Below are 18418 nucleotides of genomic sequence, written 5' to 3'. Positions count from 1 at the left end.
CCCCTCGGGGGGCGATATCTGGGCCACCCCCCACCTCGCTATGGGGTCCTGACCCCCTCACGACAGAGCGTTTGCCGGGTGCTCCAGCACGCGGCATCCGCTCTTCGTCGTCGGTGCCGACGCCGAAGGCCGGCCGTCTCGGGGGAGACGACCGGCCCCGGGTGGGTCGGACTTGGTCAGTCGACCGGGAAGAGCGAGACGTGCACGGCGCCCTGGTAGGTGCCCTGCTGTGCTCCGATGGGCGCCTCGAGCGTCACGTCGGCACCGAGGCGCGTCGTGCCCCAGCGCGCGTGGTCGTCGGCTCCGGCCAGCAGCTGCGCGCCGACGAGGCCTTCGCCGCCCGACAGCTTGCCGCTGACGGGCTGACCGGCGCGGGCGGTCGCCGCGTCGAGGACACGGGGGAACCAGCCGAGGTGCGACGACTCGATCGTGCCGCGGTGTCCGACGAGGTCGTCGAAGTTCACCGTGACGCTCCAGCCGGCAGCGTCGGTGCGCGTGTCCGTCACGCTCACGACGGGCAGCTCCGCGGCGAACGACCAGCGGTCGCCGTTGTTGACCGCCTCGCCGAGGGCGATCGTGTCGCTTTCGTCCGCGACGCTGAGGCTCAGCGCGCCTTCACCGAGGCTCGGGATCTCGGCCTCGACGACCATGTCGCCGCCGACCGGCTCGCCGCTGTCGCCGAGGCCCGTCGCGACGCGGCGCTGGATGCCCTCGGTGACGCTCTTCGAGCCGTCGGCGTGGCGGACGATCGTGAACGCGTCACCGGTGTCGCCGACCTGCAGGTCGGTGTTCGGGTTGGCGCCGCGACCGGTCTGGGCGACCACGGCCTCGTACTCGAGCGTCGTGGGGGTCACACGGATGCCCTGCGTGAGCGAGATGTGCTGGTACTTCGTCACCTGCGTCGCGCCGTTGTTGAGCCACACGTTCGTCTCGTCGGTCGCGAGGTTGTAGTGCTTCGGGCCCGAGTTCGACACGGCGAAGACGGGACCGTCGGTGGCGCCTTCGACGGCGTCCTCGTTCAGGTAGCCGCGACCGTAGGTGTGGTCGTGGCCCGAGAGCACGAGGTCGACGTTGTGCTTCTGGAAGATGGGCAGCCATGCAGCCCGCTGGAGCGGCTGGTTGCGGCCTTGCGAGACCGAGAAGGTCGGGTGGTGGAACGAGACGACGTCCCAGTTCGCCGTCGACTCCTCGAGCACGCGGTCGAGCCACTGCGACTGGACGCCCAGGTAGACCTGCTGCCACGCGGCGCTCTCGAGGTTCGGCAGGTCGACGCCGAGCGACGCCTCGACCGCCGACTGGCCGACGAGCTGCGAGTTCAGCTGGATGAAGCGCACGCCCTGGTAGTCGGTGTAGTACGCCTTGTCCTTGAGGTGGTCCACCGCGAGCTGCTGGTAGGCCTGCGTGCTCGCATCGGCCGCCGGGTCGACCGTCGGGCCGTTGTGGGCCGTGGTGAAGCTGGCGTCCCAGTACGACGCCGCGGCGTCACGCGAGTACTCGTGGTTGCCGGGCGCGACGAGCCAGTTCTCGCTCTGGCGTTCGCCGTCGGTGATCTCGAACCACTCGTCCCACTCGTTCTCGACCGAGTAGTTGATCAGGTCGCCCGACTGCAGCGTGAGCGCCGAGTTGGGGAACGCGTTCGAGGTGAAATCGACGATGGGGGTCCAGTACTGCGTCAGGTCGTTCTGACCGTCGGCGTACCACGTGAAGGTGTACGGGTCGGCGGCGGCGGACGCCGTCGTGAAGGTGTTCCACTCGTCGGCGATCTCGCCCGTGATGACGCGGTACGCGTAGCTCGCGCCCGGCTCGAGGCCCGTGAGCTCGGCCGCGAACGTGACGGCCGTCTTCGCGGCGTCGGCCGCGGCGGTCTTGACCTGGTTGTCAGCGCCGATGTACAGCACCTTCTTGGTGGCGGCGGTCACGGTCGTGACGTTGCCGGCGGCGTCGCGGACCTCGACCTTGGCGGGAGTGTCGGTGGCGACATCCACCGAGCGCCACGTCACCAGCTGCGACGTCGCGGGGTCGGCGGTCGGGTTGAGGATGACACGCTCCGGTGCGCCGATGACGGTGTCATCGGCTGCGACGGCGGCTGCGGCTCCGAAGGGGCTCGCGACGACGGCGGCGGTGAGGATGCCGGCGCACAGAGCGAGCGATTTCTTGCGGGTTCTGATGCTCATCGTGTTCTTTCGTAGAGGGCGGACCTTACGCACACGATGCTTGCGAGCGCGTGTGACCGGGCGCGGTCGCGACCGCGACCCCGCGTCGACGCCGAGATGAACGGGGGGTGACTCAGGTGCCGGGCCGGGGCGCGGCATCCGTCGACGGGGGTGCCGGGCGACGAGCGCGGACCCGACCGATGATGACCGCGACGACGAGTCCCGCGGCGACGAGGATCGCCAGGTGCACCCAGGGCACCGCGATCACGGTCGCCGACGCGATGCCCGTGGGCAGGACGGTCTCGACGAGGTCGTCGCCGACGACGCTGGGCGTCACGACCGTGTCGGCGGCGAGCGCGAACAGCGGCCACGCGTCGACCGTCGTGACGCCGGCGCGCAGGCCGTCGGGAAGGAGCTCGCGGAACTGCTCGAGGCGCTCGCCCTCGACCTGGGAGACCAGGCCCCCGAGGCCCGACACCGAGAGCGTCGGCTCGCCGCCCAGGCGCACGTTGCCGGTGTTCGCGACCTCCCACGTGATGCGCAGCTGCCCGGGTGCGAGCGGGTTCCAGCTCGGCTCGTAGTCGAGGGCCGTGACGCGCGGGGTCAGGGCGGGGGCGAGCTCGCCCGCGACACGCAGGTGCAGGCGCACGCCCGTGCGCGCGACGAAGGTGACGCCCTCCGCTGTCGCGAGATCCCGCGCGGGGGTGGCGACGATGCCGGCGGGGTGGTCGCCGGGCAGAGCATCGGCGGGCACCGTGATCGACACGGGGACGACGGTGTTCGAACGCGGCGGCACGGTCACCTCGGCGGGCACGTCGATCCAGAGCCCGGCCCGGGTCGAGGTCGCACCGTCGGCGAGCACGTCGAAGTCGCCCTCGGGGGTGATCGTGCCGTCGGCCCCCGCGAGGGCGAACGTGAGCGGCGCGTCCGAGAGGTTCGACAGCTCGACGTGCTCGGTGGCGACCGCGCCCGGGTCGAGGGTCGCGCGGATCGAGACTCGGCCGTCGGCGCCGACGGCCGAGGCGGGGGCGATGCCCCAGGCGAGGGCCGCGTCGCTCGAGGCGGGTGCGGCGCTGACGGCGGCCGCTGATCCGGCCAGAAGGCCCACCGCGACCACCGCCGCCAGCCGTGCCGCTGGATTCTTCGTGCCCTGTCGCCCGCGCATCGTGCCTCCTGATCGTGTCGCGCGACGGTACGGCGCCGGGGTGAACAACCGGCGACGTGCGGGTAGCCGTTTTCGGGCGCGGACGATGCGCAGGGAGCACGGCGGTGTCGAGCGGCGTGTCGCGTCGGCGAGGCGGCATCCGTCACATTTCCTGCACGCCGCACGGGTATCGCAGCGGTGCGCCCTAGGCTTGAGGGCATGGCCGAGTACATCGTGCGCGCCGCGCGCGCCGCCGACGTGCGCGGCATCCAGGACATGCTCGAGCCCTATGTGCAGCGCCGGATCCTGCTCGGCAAGGATCTCGTCGTGCTGTACGAGGCGCTGCAGCAGTTCGTCGTCGCAGAGGATGCGTCCGGCCAGCTGATCGGATGCGGCGCCCTCCATGTCATCTGGGAGGACCTCGGCGAGGTGCGTACCCTGATCGTGGCCGACGAATGGTTGCATCACGGCGTCGGACGCCGCATCGTGGAGCGGCTCGAAGAGAACGCTCGCGAACTGGGGCTCACCCGGCTGTTCTGCCTCACGTTCGAGGTGGAGTTCTTCACCCGGCGCGGCTTCGCGCAGATCGGCGAGCAGGTCGTCGCACCGGACGTGTATTCGCAGCTCGTGCGCAGCCCTGACGAGGGCGTCGCGGAATTCCTCGACCTCGCGCACGTCAAGCCGAACACGCTCGGCAACACGCGCATGCTGAAGCATCTCTGAGAAGGGCGCGCCGCGGCGAGCACGTCGCGGTGTCGTGCCTACCCTGGATCCATGAGCGGCACTCCTCCGCGCCGGCGACACTCCCCGGCGGTCTACCGACGACGTCGGCTCGTGCTGGTGCTCGCACTCCTCGTCGTCGCCGCGGTCGTGTGGCTGCTCATCGCCCAGCCGTGGCGCAGCAACGCCACGGTGCCCGCGCAGTCGTCGGCGACTCAGCACGCACCGGATGCCGCAACCGAACTGCCCATCCCGAACGCCTCGTCGCAGGAGGCGACCGGCGAGTCGACGCCGTCGGCGACCGAGTCTGCCGGAACGACAACCCCCGCCGGGGCGCCGGCGTGCCTCAAGGACGACATCACGGTCGAGGCGCTGGCCGACCAGGACTCGTACGGGTCAGGTCAGGACCCCGAGCTGTCGATCCGGCTCACGAACACCGGCGAGGTGGACTGCGCGCTCAACGTCGGCACGAGCACCCAGGTGTTCACCGTCAGCAGCGGCAGCGACGTGTGGTGGCGGTCGACGGACTGCCAGTCCGAGCCGAGCGACATGGTCGTGCTCCTCGCGGCCGGTCAGAGCGTGACCAGCGCCGCCCCCATCGTGTGGGATCGGACGCGCTCCGCCGTCGGAACGTGTGACGACGCGCAGCGCGAGGTCGCGCCCGGCGGCGGCGCGTCGTACCATCTCGCCGTCGAGATCGGCGGGATCTCCTCTTCGCAGTCCAAGCAGCTTCTTCTATACTGAGCACGTGTCGCGTTGACGCGCCGCCCACCCCCCGCCTCATCTGTGTCTGTCCCCCGAAATGGGGACAGACGCTTGTTGCGCGCTCCGGTATCCTTGAGTCAGCTCCCGTATTGGCTGCGGCACGTTGTCCCCAGCAATGTCTCGTCCCCCAGCGAGTTGTCGTGACGGCCAGTCTCGGAGAGCATCGTGGCCCTCTCTGGGTCGGCCCCGGCCAGGGCCGACCAGAGGGGGCCAGACTTTTCCGCACCGGCGGCGTGCGTAGGCTTGGAGCCATGGCATCCGGTAAGAAGCGCGGCAAGAAGAACGAGCCGCCCGAGTTCCGCAACACGCAGCTCGCTGACGCGCTGCAGACGCAGGACATGGCAGCCGTCGCTCTCGCCCTGCGGCATGGGCCCACCGTCGTCCCCCTCCTGAAGCCGGGCAACCGCGACAACCCGCTCGACGTAGGCGAGGTGTGGACGTACCGCGATCCGAACACCGGCGATGTCGCGTTGCTGCTGTTCAGCGACGCGCTTCACAAGCCCGCGTCGCTGCCGTCGGCTGTCGCGCTGCAGTCACCCGGCGCGCTGCGAGCGTTTCTGGGCACGCACGTGAACACGATCACGACGGTGTTCTTCGACATCGCGGGACCGCACCCCATGCAGGCGTCGCCGGACGATCTCATCGCCGCGCTGGACGCCTAGAACCTGGGTTCGTCGTCTCCGGGCACGCCCCGGATGCGCCGGCGCACATCACCGAGCGCGCCGCGGAGCGTGCCGGAGCGATTGTCGATGACGTCGGTATAGCCGAGGCGGGCCGCTTCGGACCGGCGCTGCGCCGCCTGGGTCACGGGCCGCACTTCGCCCGCGAGGCTCAGCTCGCCGACGGCGGCGAGCGTTCGAGGGGTGGCTTCGTTGCGCAGGGCGCCCGCGACGGCCACGGCGATCGCGAGATCGGCCGCGGGCTCGGTGAAGCGGACGCCTCCGACGGTCGAGACATAGACGTCTTTGTTGCTCGTGACGAGCTCGATCTTCTTCTCGAGCACCGCGAGCACCATCGCGACCCGGGCGCCGTCGACGCCGTTGACGACGCGGCGCGGATTCGGGCCGCTCGCCTTGATCGTCAACGCCTGAACCTCGACGGGAAGCGCTCGCCGCCCCTCGAGTGCGATCGCGACGCACGTGCCCGGCTCGGGCGTGCCATGCCCCAGGAAGAGGGCGCTGGGATCGGGGACCTCGGTGATGCCGGCGCCGGTCATGTCGAAGCATCCGACCTCGTCTGTCGGCCCGAACCGGTTCTTCAACGCGCGCACGAAGCGCAGCGACGTCTGCCGGTCGCCCTCGAAGTGGCACACGACGTCGACGAGATGCTCGAGAACGCGGGGACCCGCGATCGTGCCGTCTTTCGTGACGTGGCCCACGATGATGGTCGGGATGCTGCGATCCTTCGCGACGCGGATGAGCGTGGCGGCCACCTCTCGCACCTGTGACGGCTGACCCGCGATGCCGTCGGACAGGGCCGACGAGACCGTCTGCACGGAGTCGACGATGAGCAGGGATGGCTGGACGGCGTCGATGTGCCCGAGGATCGTCGCGAGATCCGTCTCGCTCGCGAGGTACAGCTCGTCGTGCAATGCGCCCGTGCGTTCAGCGCGCAGGCGCACCTGCGCCGTCGATTCCTCGGCGCTCGCGTAGAGCACGCGATGACCCGCGCGGGCGGACTGGGCGGCGACGTCGAGCAGCAGCGTCGACTTGCCGACACCGGGCTCGCCCGAGAGCAGGATGGCCGCGCCGGGCACGATCCCGCCGCCGAGCACGCGGTCGAACTCGCCCACACCGGTCGTGCGGCGCGGGGCGTCGCTCGTATCGATGTGCGTGATCGGGCGGGCCGTGCGCTCGGCGCCGGGGGAGACCGGCACCATGGCGCGCAGGATGCCTGTCGGCTCGGACGACTCGACGACCGTGCCCCACTGCTGGCACTCGCCGCAGCGGCCGGCCCACTTCGCGGTCGTCCACCCGCACTCCGTGCACCGGTACGGCGCGGTCTGCGCGGGTCGTCGTGTCGCCATGCGACCAGGCTATGTCGGGGGTGCGACATCGGCATGGCGGCGCGTCGCAGCCCTCTTCTAATGTGGGCGGATGCGAGTGGATCGTGCTTCCCGTTTCGTCGCCGCGTCGCCCGATGCGGTCTACCGCGCCTTCGTCGATCCGGCGCTGTTGGTCGCGTGGCTGCCGCCGGCCGGGATGACGGGCCACCTCGAGCGCTTCGACGCGATGTCGGGATATCGGATGCGGCTGGCGTATGGCGAGCCTCCGACGGGCGGGGGCAAGGCATCCGCCGATGAAGACGTCACCGAGGTGAGGCGCGTCGAGGTCGTGCCCGGAGAGAGGGTCGTCGAAGCGGTGGACTTTCCGTCCGACGATGAGGCCTATTCGGGCACGATGACCATGAGGTGGACGCTCGAGCCGGTGCCCGGCGGAACCCGCGTCGTGGTCGAAGCCGTCGATGTGCCCCGGGGCGTATCCGAGGAAGATCACGCCGCCGGTCTCGCGTCGTCGCTCGAGAATCTCGGGCGGCTCGTCGTGGCGGCGGGGAAGGACGGTTCACGCACAGCGGAGGGCGGTGCCGCGGCGGGCGGCTAGGAGCGCAGCGAGTCCGCGACCTCGCGCAGCGCTTTGGCCGAACGGTGGAAGAGCTCGAGCTCGTGCTCGTCGAATCGCGTCTCGCGGATCGGCACGGCACCGCGGGCGCTGACGATGGACGGCACCGACAGCGCGACGTCGGATACGCCGTGGAAATCGTGGAGCACGGGCGATACCGGCATGACCGCGCGCTCGTCGTTGAGGATCGCTTCGACGATCCGCGCGCTCGTCAGCCCGATCGCGTAGTTCGTCGCGCCCTTTCCCTGGATGACCTTGTAGGCGGCGTCACGCACATCGATCGCGATCTGGTCGAGCTCGTCCTTGGTCATGCGCGGGTGGCCCTCGGACTCCCAATCCAGGATCGGCACGGTGCCGATCGTGGCGCGTGACCACAGCGGGAACTCGGTGTCTCCGTGCTCGCCGACGATCGACGCGTGCACGCTCGAGGTCGAGACCCCGGCGCGCTCGGCGAGCTTCCAACGCAGCCGCGATGTGTCGAGCACCGTGCCTGAGGCGAAGATCCGCTCGGGCGGCAGCCCGGTCGCCTCTTGCGCGAGCACCGTGAGCACATCGCAGGGGTTCGTCACGAGCACATAGACGGCCTTCGGGGCCACGCTGAGCAGGTCGGGCATCATCGACGCGATGATCCCCGCGTTCACGCCCGCGAGCTCGATGCGTGTCTGGCCGGGCCGCTGCTTCGCGCCGGCCGTGATGACGACGACGTGCGATCCCTCGACGACCGACAGATCGCTGCCGCCCGTGATGTCGCTCGTGCCCGTGAACTGGGTGCCGTGCGCGAGGTCGAGCACTTCGGCTTCGACCTTCTCAGTGGCGATGTCGTACAGGGCGACATGCCGCGCGGATCCCCGGATCAATGCGGCGTAGGCGGCGCTCGAGCCGACGCTTCCGGCCCCGACGATGGTGACTTTCGAATTCTCGATGACTGCCATGCGGCCAGTGTGGCAGGCGGTGGATGCCGCGGGCCAGGGCCTGACGCGTCGGGGAGCGCGAGGTTGGCACAGAACCCGCGCTGCATGCTCAGGCGCTCTCGGGCCGCGATGGATTGCGGATGCCGGCGAACGAGACGACACCGCCGGCGATCATGAGCGCCGCGGTGACGACGGCGGCGCGATGGAACCCGCCCAGATCGAGAGCACCGCCCAGGATCGTGGCGAGGAGGGCGATCGTGAGCAGTCCTGCCACGCGGGAGACGGCGTTGTTGACCGCCGACGCGATGCCCGAGCGCTCGGTGTCGATCGCGCCCAGGATCGCCGAGGTCAGCGGGGCGACCGTGATCGACAGGCCGAGGCCCATGACGAGCATGCTCGGCAGGACCTGCCACCAGTACGAGAAGTCTTCGGCGACGGTGAGAAGAAGGAGCGAACCCGCGCCCATGAGCAACGGGCCGACCGTCATGAACAGGCGCGGCCCCCACCGCCCGGCGAGGTCGCCGACGCGGGAGCTGAGCAGGATCATGAGCACCGTGATGGGCAGGCTGGCCAGCCCCGCCAGGGTCGCGGACAGTCCGGCGCCCTGCTGCAGGTAGACCGCGACGACGAAGCCGTTGAGTGCGAGTGCCCCATAGATGAACAGCGTTGCGAGGTTGCCGGTCCAGAAATTGCGCACGCGGAAGAGATCGAGCGGCAGGATCGGAGCGGTCGCGGTGCGCTGACGGATGAGGAACCCCGCGAACAGGACGGCGCCGATCACGAAGGGAGCCCAGACAGCGGGGGAGTTCCACCCGAACCGGGGCTCTTCGATGAGCGCGAACACCATCGCACCGAGCCCCAGCGTGCAGAGCACGGCGCCCAGCCAGTCGATCGCGGCATCCGTTCGTCGTGTGTCGCGCACGTCGGCGCGCACCATGAGCCACAACGTCACGCCGATCGGCACGACGTTGATGAGGAACGCCAGGCGCCACGAGAGCAGGTCGACGAAGACGCCGCCGATGACCGGTCCGAGCACCATCGCGCCGGTGGTGAGCGCCGTCCAGGTGCCGATCGCGCGAGCCTGCGCTGCCCCGTGGAACGTCGAGGTGATGAGCGCGAGGGAGCTGGGCACGAGAAACGCGCCGGCGGCGCCCTGCACAGCGCGCGAGACGATGAGGAACTCGGCCGTCGGAGCCGCGGCGATCGCCAGCGATGCGAGCCCGAACCCGATCAGGCCGATCCGCAGCACGAGCATGCGGCCGAACGCATCGCTCACCGACCCTGCGACGAGGATCAGTGCGCCGAGCGTGATCAGGTAGGAGTCGACGACCCACTGCTGCGTCGTGAGCCCGCCTCCGAGTTCATCTTCGATCGCCGGGAGCGCGACGTTCACGACCGTGCCATCGAGGAAGGCGACGAAGGATGCCAGGACGGCGATGGCGAGCACGAGTCGCTCGTTCACGCCCGGGGTGGTCGCCATGAACACACGGTACGCCGGGGGCCGGACAACCGGTGAAGTTCGATTCGCGGCATCCGTCGGCGTGCCGTAAACTCTTCCGCGGTGACGTGTCCGAGCGGCCGAAGGTGCAACACTCGAAATGTTGTGTAGGTTCACCCCTACCGTGGGTTCAAATCCCACCGTCACCGCCATTGTCGAAGCCCCGCGATCCCTTGTAAACACTGGGATCGCGGGGCTTTCACTTTGCCCCAAAGGTGGTCCGTGCCCACATCCTGCCCACATCCGAAAGAGAATCAGGCGATGTGATGACTCAGGACATCGGTGACACTGTTGGGCTCCTAGGTGGTGACACTTCTCGTCTATCTGTGACGGATGAGCCGTGTTGTGGCCTGGCGGTGGCGGAAGGGACGAGGAGATCGGGAGGCGGGCTATTGCTCGGCCTTCATGGCGTCCTGGATGCGGCGGTCGAGGTCGTCGAGTTCGGCGAGCACTTCGGATGCCGCCCAGACGCGGTCCTTCTTGCGACCGGTGATTTCTTCGAGGAAGCCGGCTTCAACGAGCCGGTCGATGACGCGGTACGCCTGGCTGATGGTGGTGCCTGCGGTGGCGGCGTCGATTTCATGCACGGACATGACCGGGTGGTCATAGAACGCGTCGATGAGGATCCCGGCTGCCGAGCCGGCGCGGGGCTTCAGGTCCGCACGCCACTCGCCGGGCATGGCCGTGAGGCGTGCGATGGTCTCGCGGGAGGCGGTGGCAGCGACGCGGGCTGACAAGGCGAACAGGAGGATGAGCGGGGCCGGGTCGCCGAGGCGGTACGAGCCGAGCGCGGCGAAGTAGTCGTCGCGGCGGGCAAGGAGCCCACTGGCGAGGGGGACGACCGCATTCTTGGTGGCACCGCGACGTCGGAGCGCGGCAGAGACGAGCGCACGGCCGATGCGACCGTTGCCATCTGTGAAAGCGTGGATGGACTCGAACTGGGCGTGACCGATAGCGGCCTGGACGAGTGCGGGCACGTCGTCGCGGTTGAGGTAGGCGACGAGGTCGTCCATCAGTGCGTGCACGCGCTCGGGTGCGGGCGGGACGTGCAGGGCGCCGCGCGGCGAGTGGTCGCTGCCACCGATCCAGTTCTGCATGTCGCGGAAGCGCCCGGCGTAGTCGGCTTCCTCGGGGTCGTCGGCCATGAGTGCGCGATGCGCGCTGGTGAGAAACTCGAGCTCGAAGCGGCGAGCATCTCCGACCGTGGTGATCAGCTCGTGGAGGGAGTGGGAGGCGGCGACCATGCTGGTGGCCGACGAGTTGCCCTTGTTTCCAGCGATCGCTTTCGCGTAGTCGCGGGCGGTCGCGTTGATGCGCTCGATCTTGGAGGAAGCGGCCGACTCGGATCGGACCATGAAGCGACTGAGCGCGGCCGAGTGTCCCTCGGCATCGGTGTCGGCCTGAGCGACAGCGAGCAGAGCTTTCTCGGAGGCGATCATCTCCTCGAGCTGCGGGACGTAGTCGAGCTCGGCGATGAAGGGTGGGATGGTGGCGTCGACGGCGCGCGTCATCCGGTCCTCGCGAGTGCCACCGCGCACCTGCTGGCGCCACGGCAGCGTCTCGACGCCGTGCGTCGGCCACCGGGTGGTCGACTTGCTCATATCTGCGATTTTAGCGTCCCTAACTCGCATCCGTCATCAATGGATGCGAATTAACCGAGACGGAATCGTGGGCGCGGGGTGTGGTCAAGGTCTAGATCGTGTGCGGCGCGACACCGCGAGCGCGGCGGTCGACGGCCAGCCTGTGGGGTGACGTCGGTGAGGGGGCTGTGCAATTAAGCCGACAGCATGTCGGTAAGGTGGAGTCATGGAGATTCTCAAGAACGTCATCCTCGCTCTGCACATCATCGGCGTCGTGGCGCTGCTGGGAGGAGTCCTCTATCAGACCGCTGCGATGCGCAAGGGCAAAGCCCGCGTGCTTCCCGCGATGATGCACGGCGCGTGGACGATGCTGATCACCGGAGTGCTGCTCGTGGGGCTGCAGTATCCGCTGGGCAACGACGTGAACAACGCCAAGATCTCCGTGAAGCTCGCCGTCCTCGTCGCGATCATCGTGATCGCTCTCATCAACCGCAAGCGTGAGACCGTCGCGTCATGGGTGCTCCCGGTGATCGGAGGCTTGACCGTGGTCAACGTTCTCCTGGCTACCGTATGGCGGTAGGCCCGCGCCGCCCGAGTGGGGGCAGCGTGCCGAGGACTCGACCGGTGCGCGAGCGCCGACCATAATTGCGAGATGCCGAAGATCTCCGCGCCCACAGTGGCCGAGCACCGCGCGAATCAGCGCGCGGCGCTTATCCGTGCGGGCGAAGCGGTGTTGCTCGAGTCGGGGCTCGCGGCCGTCACGCCACGCAGCGTCGGTGAGCATGCGGGGATGGCGCGGTCGAGCTTCTACGACTACTTCGCGACCAAGGATGACCTGCTCGTCGCGATCGCCATCGATGCGATCGAACGGTGGGATGCCGAGATCGACGAAGAGTTGTCCGGGGCCGAGCCGGGCCTGGAAGAACTGCGCCGATTCATCGACGCGACGATGTCGATGACCGCGGCGGGCAAGCACGCGATCGCGGATGCGCTCCGTGACGCGAATCTGAGCCCTAGTCGCCGCGAGGATCTGATGACCTTGCATGACGCGCTCCTGAGGCCGCTCATTCGAGTTCTCTCGGACTTGGGGATGTCAGCGTCGAGATCCGCCATCATGCTCGTGCAGGGCGTCCTCAGTGCCGGTGTGCAGTTGGTTACCCACGGTGTGGATCATCGGACCGTCGCGGACGATGCTTTCCGCCTTCTCACGCGCGGTCTGACCGACTGAACCGACCCCCAATGCCGGCGCGACGGTGCCTCTTCGCGTCGTCGTGGTCAATTTGGCGATCGCCGATTCGCGACATAGTGTCGGAATGTTGTCGACACACTGTCGGCAAGATCCGCTCTTGGAGAGTCCCCCATGTTTCTTGCGTTGCGCGAACTGCGCTTTGCCCGCGGACGATTTACGTTGATGGGCGTTGTGATCGCCCTGATTTCGGTGCTCGTCGTTCTGCTCTCGGGCCTGTCGTCGGGCCTCGTCAACGACGGCGTCTCCGGCCTCAAGGCCATGCCGGCCAGCGCCTTCGCATTCGACGAGGGCACGATGAAGGACAACGCCTTCAGCCGCTCCGTGGTGGACGACGAACAGCTCGCCGTGTGGCAGGAGGCCGACGGCATCGCCGAGGCTGAGCCGATGGGCGTGAACATCGTCAACGGTGTGACCGATGACGGCACGCAGATCGACCTCACGCTGTTCGGCGTGGAGCCCGGCGGGTTCCTCGCGCCTGCGGTCTCCACCGGGGAGGGTTTGGGATCTCTCGGCGGGATCGTCGTATCCGAACCGCTGCGCGATGAGGGAATCGAACTCGGGACGGTGGTCACCCTGGACCGGCTCGATATCGAACTCACCGTCGTCGGATTCACCGAAGGGCAGGCCACGTTCGGACACGTCGACGTCGCGTACCTGCCGCTGGACACCTGGCGGCTCATGGCTGCAGGTCAGGCCCAGCCCGGTGAACCCACCGCCGCGCAGGTGGACGCGATGGACTTCCCGTACGCGAGCGTCGTGGCCCTCCTCGCCGAAGACGGCGCGAAGCCGGACTGCGAACTCGTCGACGCCGACGCCGGCACAACGACGATGACCCTCACCGAATCGTTCAACGCGTCGCCCGGATACGAGGCAGAGACCCTCACGCTGAGCATGATCCAGGTCTTCCTCTACGCGATCTGCGCATTGGTGGTCGGCGCCTTCTTCACGGTGTGGACGATCCAGCGCTCGCACGACATCGCCGTGCTCCGCGCCGTGGGCGCCTCGAGCAACTATCTGCTGCGCGACAGCCTCGCGCAGGCCGCGATTCTGCTCTTCGGGTTCACCGCGCTCGGCGTCGCAGCCGGGATCGGGCTGGGGGCTGCGATGCCCGCGGCGATGCCCTTCGACCTCGAACTGGTTCCGATCGCGATCGCTTCGGCGACGACGATCGCGCTCGGCCTGATCGGCGCCGCCATCGCCGTTCTCCGTATTGCCCGCGTCGACCCGCTTCGTGCCCTGGGAGGACAACGATGAGCTCTGCAACCACCCCCGCCCTGAAGATCAGCAACGCCGTCCTCGAACTCGGAGACGGAGACTCCCGCGTCCGCGCGCTCGACGACGTCTCGCTCGCCGCGATGCCCGGCGAACTGGTCGCCATCGTCGGCCCGTCCGGCTCAGGCAAGTCCTCCCTGCTCGCGATCGCCGGTGCCCTTGCCAGCCCCGACAGCGGCACCGTCGAGGTGCACGGCACCGACCTTGCAACGATGTCCAAGCGCGCGGCCGCACGCTTCCGGTTGCGCAACATCGGCTTCGTGTTCCAGTCGGGCAACCTCCTGCCCTCGCTCACCGCCACCGATCAGCTCCGGCTGGCCGGGAAGCTCGCGGGCAACCGCCACGTCGAGGCTCACGCACTGCTGGACTCCGTCGGTATGGCGCACCGGGCCGGGCACCGTCCGGGGGAGCTGTCTGGAGGCGAGCGCCAGCGGGTCGGTATCGCGCGCGCGCTCGTCAACGACCCGACGTTGCTTCTCGTCGACGAACCGACGGCCGCACTGGACCGTCGGCGCAGCCACGAAGTCGTCCAACTCCTCGCCGACCGCGCACACGACTCCGACGTCGCCGTCGTCATGGTCACGCACGACCGTGACGTGCTCGAGCATTGCGATCGCATCCTGGAGATGGTCGACGGACGCCTCGGAGCGCCAGTCCTCGCCCACTGACCTTCCGCGATGAAGCCTCGGGCGCCGATGCCGACGGGTCGACTCGCGCGACCGGACTCGCGGATACGAGGCGTCAGCGATCAGCGGCAGCTCGCGAAGCCGCCGCTGAGGCACACGGTGCCGCCAGCGTCGGGAACGCGAGCAGGACCATGTCCACGAGCCGGTCGAGCGGACGAGTGAGCGGATCGGTCGTGGGCAGGCCGAGGGCGAGCTCGTAATCGACGATGACCTCACCGACCTGATCGTCACTCATGTGCTCGTGGTTGATCGTGACGCCGATGACCTTGGTGTCGGCGAACGTCTCGATCAACGCGATCTCGCTGGCGACGGTCGGCATCGGGATCATCGGGAAGTCCCCGAGCGTCTCGCGGCCCGGAGCGTGCTGCACGATGACCGCGGACGGCCGGCTTCCGCGCAGGATGTAGGCAGAGGTCAAGTAGGCGGGGTGGCTGAGCGCACCCTGCCCTTCCACGACGATGATGTCGGGGTTCTCGCCTTCGTATGCTGCGACGACCTGGTTCTCCACCTCGCCTGAGCAGAACTGCGGGACCAGGGCATCGAGGGCGACGCCGTACTTGCCGCCTTGGATGAGACTCGTCTGGCCGGTGCCGACGAGGACAGCCTTGATCCCTCGCGCATTGAGGGACTGGACCAGGAGCGTCGCCGTCGTGCGTTTTCCGATGGCCCCGTCCGTGCCGAGGACGGCGATTCGAGGGCAGGTCACATCGAAGATCCGGCCGGAGAACTGGTGAAGATCCCTCTTCGCCTTGGGGCGGCGCACATCGGTGATCGTCACGTCGGCGCGGAGGCTGGCGGCCGCGAATTCGAGATCGTCGTTCAGGAATTCGTGCAGGCCGTTGATGATGTGCATTCCCCGGGCGACACCGTCGAGCAGCACGAGGCGCTGGGCCGCTGTGAGCAGGCCGTCGGCGGGCGCAACGCCGCAGATGAGGTAATCGGGCACGCGGCCGGCGTGGGCGATGGCTTCCTCGAGGCTCGCCAGCACGGGGATGCCGTTCGGGTCGCCGTCGAGCAGTGCGCCGGCGTCGGCTCCTGCCCGGGTGCTGTCGACGACGCTGAGGATCTCGTACTTCTCGGAATGGCGAACCAGCCCGTTCGCGGTCTTGCCGTCCTGTTCGCCGAACTGCCCTTCGCAATAGACGATGGCGGTCGTGCCGAGCGGCACCGGGCTGGAATCGGGATCGGTCAGGAGCATGTCATTCCTCTGAGTCACTCAGAGGAGGCGACGGAATCGTGGCCGGGCCGAGAGGCCCAACGGTCAACGAGAAGTCTTCCCTGATCCGACGTCTGCCGGAACCCCCACCATACGCTCGTGCTGCCGGCCGGGCGCGGCATCCCGCTGTGAATCGTCACGACAGTGGTAACGCGGCCGCCGCGCACGTGTCTGCCGCCCGGACGCACGGCGCGCGAAGCAGGGAGCGCGGCTGAGTATCTTTGTCTGAGTCGTGGAGGGACTCCCATGAAGCGTGACGATCACCCCGCGCCGGCGGACACGTCCCGGCGCGGTTTCCTGAAGCTCGGCGGTGTCGCAGCGGCAGGTGCCCTCGCCGGCGGAGGTGTGGGCGCCGGAATCGGCGCGGCAGCGGGCTATCGCAGCGGATTCGCCGCCGGGTCGGAGGACTTCGGAGCTCTCGAGCCGAGATCACGCCCCGGCTTCGATCACGTCGTGGTGGTGATGGGGGAGAACCGCTCCTTCGACAACCTGCTCGGCTACCTGTACACGCCCGAGGACCCGCCGCAGGGCGCATCGTTCAACGGCTTGGCATTCGGCGACTACGCCAACGCCGCGCCCGATGGCACGGCGATACCCGCTCACGTGTACGAGGGGCCGACCGACACCGTCATGGGCCTTCCCAATCCCGACCCGGGTGAGGAGTACCCGCACGTCGACACGCAGCTGTTCGACCGCGTCGAGCCGCCCGGCAACGAGCATCTGTGGGTCGAGCAGATGGCCTCGCCCTACAACGCCCCGAGGGCCGACGAGACTCCGACCAACGCAGGCTTCGTGCGGGACTACTTCATCAACTATCGACGGCTGAACAAGGGCACCGAGCCCTCGGCGGAGCAGCTGCGCCCCATCATGGGCAGCTTCTCACCCGGGATGCTCCCCGTGCTGTCGACGCTGGCGCGCGAGTTCGCCGTGTTCGACAACTGGTTCTGCGCGGTGCCGTCGCAGACCTTCTGAAACCGGTCGTTCTTCCACGCCTCCACGTCGCACGGATTCGTCACGAACAAGCACGGCGGCGGGTACGACAAGTGGATCGACGCGCCCGCGGCTCCCACGATCTTCAACCGCCTCGAAGACGCCGGGCTGGACTGGAGGATCTACTACGACGAGCTGCAGCTCATCGCGTTCACGGGGGTTCTGCACGCGCCCGTGCTGGAGAAGTACTGGAAGACGAACCACTTCGCGACCATGGAGCAGTTCTACGACGACGCCGCCAACGGAAACCTGCCGGCGTACTCGTTCATCGAGCCGCGGATGGCGTTCAATCACAACGACTTCCACCCGCCGTTCGGCGCGCTCCGCGAGAGCGACGTCGATGGTCTCGACGTCGTCGACAGCGCGGTGTCGGATGTGCGCGCCGGAGAGGCGCTGATCCACGACATCTACAGCGCTGTGAGGAACTCCCGCGCCGACACGGGGTCCAACGCCGTCAACACGCTGCTGCTCATCACGTTCGACGAGCACGGCGGCACCTACGACCACGTCGCGCCCCCGAGCGCCGTGCCACCCCACGCCGATGCCGCTCCCGGTGAGATGGGGTTCGGTTTCGACCGACTCGGATGCCGCGTCCCGGCGATCGCCGTATCGGCGTACACCCGCCGGGGAACCGTGATCAACGACGAGATGCACCACGGCGCGGTCATCAAGACGCTGAGCGAACTGCACGGCCTGGAGCCGCTGACCCGTCGCGACGCCGGGGCGAACGATCTCTTCTCGATCGTGAACCTCGATGCCCCGCGGCATCCGGATGACTGGCCGGTCACCGTGCCGCAGTGGCTTCCCGCCAATCCGCAGGAGGAACCGCCCCACCCGGCCCATGCGCACCGGACGAAGCCGCTCAGTCCGCCCGGACGCGGTCTGGTCGGCCTGCTGCAGGCGAGGTTCGGTGACGGCGACATGCCCGAGGCGGAAACGTATGCCGAGGCGTATGAGCAGCTGCACCGACTCGGCTACGGAATCATGGGGGCACGCTGAACGACGTGTACGCGACGTCACCGGCCCGCTACGCTCATCCCAGCAACACCCGAAGATCGCCCATTCTTGAAGGGGTTCCATGGGAAAGTTCCTCTACGACGGTCGGCTGAGCGTCGATTTCGAAGACCGTCTGCTCGCGCATCTGCAGGTCACGATCACGACGAAGCTGCGCCGGGGCGAGCCGTTCACCTTCGTGTGGAAGGACGACACCAGCATCGGCGACGGGCGCACGATGGTGTGGCTGCACCCGGGCCTGTCGATCGTCTACAAGTTCTATGGCAGCCGGATGCCGCAGCTGAACCGCGCTTGGCTCGAGGCGCTCATGTATACAGCGAACTCTCCGACCGGACTGTACGTCGTGCCGGAACCGCCAGACCCGGCGTCACAGAACGGCACCGCGAATGAAGCGCATTGATGTCTTCTATGGCGGCCGTCAGTACAGCATCGGCGGGCGGGATCTCGACGATCTGAAGCGCGAGGTCGCCGAGGGCATCACGTCCGACGTTCCGCGTTGGCTGGTCATCAACGACGGGGAAGGCGCGCATCGACCGGCGCATCTCCTGCTCGCCCCGGGCATCGACATCGCGCTGATCCCCGTTCCCGCCGAGGATGACTGA

The 18418-nt window shown here is 68.4% G+C and carries 17 protein-coding genes, 1 tRNA gene and 1 pseudogene; 12 read left to right on the top strand and 7 right to left on the bottom strand.

What is annotated here, in order from left to right; all coding sequences use genetic code 11:
• Positions 1–176: 176 nt before the first annotated feature.
• Positions 177–2174 (bottom strand): metallophosphoesterase, encoded by a 1998-nt coding sequence (locus tag ACFC3F_RS11755; RefSeq protein WP_376129677.1) that lies wholly within the window; start codon positions 2172–2174, stop codon positions 177–179.
• Between the two features lie 112 nt (positions 2175–2286).
• On the bottom strand, positions 2287–3318 hold the full coding sequence (locus ACFC3F_RS11750) for a hypothetical protein (protein WP_376129674.1): 1032 nt from the start codon (positions 3316–3318) through the stop codon (positions 2287–2289).
• 198 nt (positions 3319–3516) lie between these two features.
• Between ACFC3F_RS11750 and ACFC3F_RS11745 the strand changes: the two genes are divergently transcribed.
• The 3 genes from ACFC3F_RS11745 (at position 3517) to ACFC3F_RS11735 (ending at position 5444) form a co-directional block, all read left to right on the top strand.
• The gene (locus ACFC3F_RS11745) at positions 3517–4020 is read left to right on the top strand and encodes an amino-acid N-acetyltransferase (RefSeq protein ID WP_376129671.1); all 504 of its coding nucleotides are present in this window, start codon (positions 3517–3519) and stop codon (positions 4018–4020) included.
• Between the two features lie 51 nt (positions 4021–4071).
• Entirely contained in the window at positions 4072–4761 is a 690-nt protein-coding gene (locus tag ACFC3F_RS11740) for a hypothetical protein (protein ID WP_376129668.1), read from the top strand.
• Between the two features lie 272 nt (positions 4762–5033).
• Positions 5034–5444: a dehydrogenase gene (locus tag ACFC3F_RS11735; RefSeq protein ID WP_376129665.1), complete on the top strand. Its 411-nt coding sequence runs from the start codon at positions 5034–5036 to the stop codon at positions 5442–5444.
• Here ACFC3F_RS11735 and radA read toward each other — a convergent pair.
• The gene (radA, locus tag ACFC3F_RS11730; protein WP_376129662.1) at positions 5441–6808 is read right to left on the bottom strand and encodes a DNA repair protein RadA; all 1368 of its coding nucleotides are present in this window, start codon (positions 6806–6808) and stop codon (positions 5441–5443) included. The genes ACFC3F_RS11735 and radA overlap by 4 nt on opposite strands.
• A gap of 70 nt (positions 6809–6878) precedes the next feature.
• On the opposite strand from radA, the gene ACFC3F_RS11725 reads away from it, so the two are divergent.
• Positions 6879–7382, top strand: coding sequence for an SRPBCC domain-containing protein (locus ACFC3F_RS11725; RefSeq protein WP_376129659.1), 504 nt, complete (start codon positions 6879–6881; stop codon positions 7380–7382).
• On the opposite strand, the gene ACFC3F_RS11720 is transcribed toward ACFC3F_RS11725, so the two are convergent.
• Both ACFC3F_RS11720 and ACFC3F_RS11715 read right to left on the bottom strand, forming a co-directional pair.
• Complete coding sequence (locus tag ACFC3F_RS11720) at positions 7379–8332, bottom strand: L-lactate dehydrogenase (protein ID WP_376129656.1); 954 nt, start codon at positions 8330–8332, stop codon at positions 7379–7381. The two genes, ACFC3F_RS11725 and ACFC3F_RS11720, sit on opposite strands and share 4 nt — an antisense overlap.
• 88 nt (positions 8333–8420) lie before the next feature.
• Entirely contained in the window at positions 8421–9791 is a 1371-nt protein-coding gene (locus tag ACFC3F_RS11715) for an MFS transporter (protein WP_376129653.1), read from the bottom strand.
• A gap of 80 nt (positions 9792–9871) precedes the next feature.
• Between ACFC3F_RS11715 and ACFC3F_RS11710 the strand changes: the two genes are divergently transcribed.
• A tRNA-Ser gene (locus ACFC3F_RS11710) sits at positions 9872–9961 on the top strand.
• 237 nt (positions 9962–10198) lie between these two features.
• On the opposite strand, the gene ACFC3F_RS11705 is transcribed toward ACFC3F_RS11710, so the two are convergent.
• Positions 10199–11410, bottom strand: a complete 1212-nt coding sequence (locus tag ACFC3F_RS11705) for a Fic family protein (protein ID WP_376129651.1) — start codon at positions 11408–11410, stop codon at positions 10199–10201.
• 205 nt (positions 11411–11615) lie between these two features.
• On the opposite strand from ACFC3F_RS11705, the gene ACFC3F_RS11700 reads away from it, so the two are divergent.
• The 4 genes from ACFC3F_RS11700 to ACFC3F_RS11685 all read left to right on the top strand — a co-directional run bounded on the left by ACFC3F_RS11700 (position 11616) and on the right by ACFC3F_RS11685 (position 14578).
• Positions 11616–11969 (top strand): hypothetical protein, encoded by a 354-nt coding sequence (locus tag ACFC3F_RS11700; protein ID WP_376129648.1) that lies wholly within the window; start codon positions 11616–11618, stop codon positions 11967–11969.
• 72 nt (positions 11970–12041) lie between these two features.
• Positions 12042–12617, top strand: a complete 576-nt coding sequence (locus tag ACFC3F_RS11695; protein ID WP_376129645.1) for a TetR/AcrR family transcriptional regulator — start codon at positions 12042–12044, stop codon at positions 12615–12617.
• Positions 12618–12749: 132 nt separating this feature from the next.
• Positions 12750–13892 carry an ABC transporter permease gene (locus tag ACFC3F_RS11690; protein WP_376129643.1) on the top strand — a complete coding sequence of 381 codons (1143 nt, stop codon included), beginning with the start codon at positions 12750–12752 and terminating at the stop codon, positions 13890–13892.
• Positions 13889–14578, top strand: coding sequence for an ABC transporter ATP-binding protein (locus ACFC3F_RS11685; protein WP_376129640.1), 690 nt, complete (start codon positions 13889–13891; stop codon positions 14576–14578). Before ACFC3F_RS11690 ends, ACFC3F_RS11685 begins: the two co-directional genes overlap by 4 nt.
• Positions 14579–14651: 73 nt before the next feature.
• On the opposite strand, the gene ACFC3F_RS11680 is transcribed toward ACFC3F_RS11685, so the two are convergent.
• The gene (locus tag ACFC3F_RS11680; RefSeq protein WP_376129637.1) at positions 14652–15794 is read right to left on the bottom strand and encodes a DUF1611 domain-containing protein; all 1143 of its coding nucleotides are present in this window, start codon (positions 15792–15794) and stop codon (positions 14652–14654) included.
• 264 nt (positions 15795–16058) lie between these two features.
• Between ACFC3F_RS11680 and ACFC3F_RS11675 the strand changes: the two are divergent.
• From ACFC3F_RS11675 to ACFC3F_RS11665, 3 genes and pseudogenes are all read left to right on the top strand, one after another.
• A pseudogene (locus tag ACFC3F_RS11675) lies at positions 16059–17801 on the top strand (alkaline phosphatase family protein).
• A 79-nt stretch (positions 17802–17880) separates the two neighbouring features.
• Positions 17881–18216: an ATP-dependent DNA ligase gene (locus ACFC3F_RS11670; protein ID WP_376129635.1), complete on the top strand. Its 336-nt coding sequence runs from the start codon at positions 17881–17883 to the stop codon at positions 18214–18216.
• A complete protein-coding gene (locus tag ACFC3F_RS11665) occupies positions 18203–18418 on the top strand; it encodes a hypothetical protein (RefSeq protein ID WP_376129632.1) in 216 nt (71 codons plus the stop codon). The genes ACFC3F_RS11670 and ACFC3F_RS11665 overlap by 14 nt, the downstream gene beginning before the upstream one ends.

It is taken from the genome of Microbacterium sp. NPDC055910 (assembly GCF_042271185.1).
In the GTDB taxonomy this organism is placed as follows: domain Bacteria; phylum Actinomycetota; class Actinomycetes; order Actinomycetales; family Microbacteriaceae; genus Microbacterium.
This window is presented reverse-complemented; position numbering and strand designations above follow the sequence as displayed.

Coding starts and splice junctions, on each gene's coding strand:
- ACFC3F_RS11695 (WP_376129645.1), top strand. CDS start 12,042: ATGCCGAAGATCTCCGCGCCCACAGTGGCCGAGCACCGCGCGAATCAG.
- ACFC3F_RS11735 (WP_376129665.1), top strand. CDS start 5,034: ATGGCATCCGGTAAGAAGCGCGGCAAGAAGAACGAGCCGCCCGAGTTC.
- ACFC3F_RS11750 (WP_376129674.1), bottom strand. CDS start 3,318: ATGCGCGGGCGACAGGGCACGAAGAATCCAGCGGCACGGCTGGCGGCG.
- ACFC3F_RS11720 (WP_376129656.1), bottom strand. CDS start 8,332: ATGGCAGTCATCGAGAATTCGAAAGTCACCATCGTCGGGGCCGGAAGC.
- ACFC3F_RS11740 (WP_376129668.1), top strand. CDS start 4,072: ATGAGCGGCACTCCTCCGCGCCGGCGACACTCCCCGGCGGTCTACCGA.
- ACFC3F_RS11670 (WP_376129635.1), top strand. CDS start 17,881: ATGGGAAAGTTCCTCTACGACGGTCGGCTGAGCGTCGATTTCGAAGAC.
- ACFC3F_RS11705 (WP_376129651.1), bottom strand. CDS start 11,410: ATGAGCAAGTCGACCACCCGGTGGCCGACGCACGGCGTCGAGACGCTG.
- ACFC3F_RS11685 (WP_376129640.1), top strand. CDS start 13,889: ATGAGCTCTGCAACCACCCCCGCCCTGAAGATCAGCAACGCCGTCCTC.
- ACFC3F_RS11665 (WP_376129632.1), top strand. CDS start 18,203: ATGAAGCGCATTGATGTCTTCTATGGCGGCCGTCAGTACAGCATCGGC.
- ACFC3F_RS11680 (WP_376129637.1), bottom strand. CDS start 15,794: ATGCTCCTGACCGATCCCGATTCCAGCCCGGTGCCGCTCGGCACGACC.
- ACFC3F_RS11745 (WP_376129671.1), top strand. CDS start 3,517: ATGGCCGAGTACATCGTGCGCGCCGCGCGCGCCGCCGACGTGCGCGGC.
- ACFC3F_RS11725 (WP_376129659.1), top strand. CDS start 6,879: ATGCGAGTGGATCGTGCTTCCCGTTTCGTCGCCGCGTCGCCCGATGCG.
- ACFC3F_RS11700 (WP_376129648.1), top strand. CDS start 11,616: ATGGAGATTCTCAAGAACGTCATCCTCGCTCTGCACATCATCGGCGTC.
- ACFC3F_RS11690 (WP_376129643.1), top strand. CDS start 12,750: ATGTTTCTTGCGTTGCGCGAACTGCGCTTTGCCCGCGGACGATTTACG.
- ACFC3F_RS11755 (WP_376129677.1), bottom strand. CDS start 2,174: ATGAGCATCAGAACCCGCAAGAAATCGCTCGCTCTGTGCGCCGGCATC.
- radA (WP_376129662.1), bottom strand. CDS start 6,808: ATGGCGACACGACGACCCGCGCAGACCGCGCCGTACCGGTGCACGGAG.
- ACFC3F_RS11715 (WP_376129653.1), bottom strand. CDS start 9,791: ATGGCGACCACCCCGGGCGTGAACGAGCGACTCGTGCTCGCCATCGCC.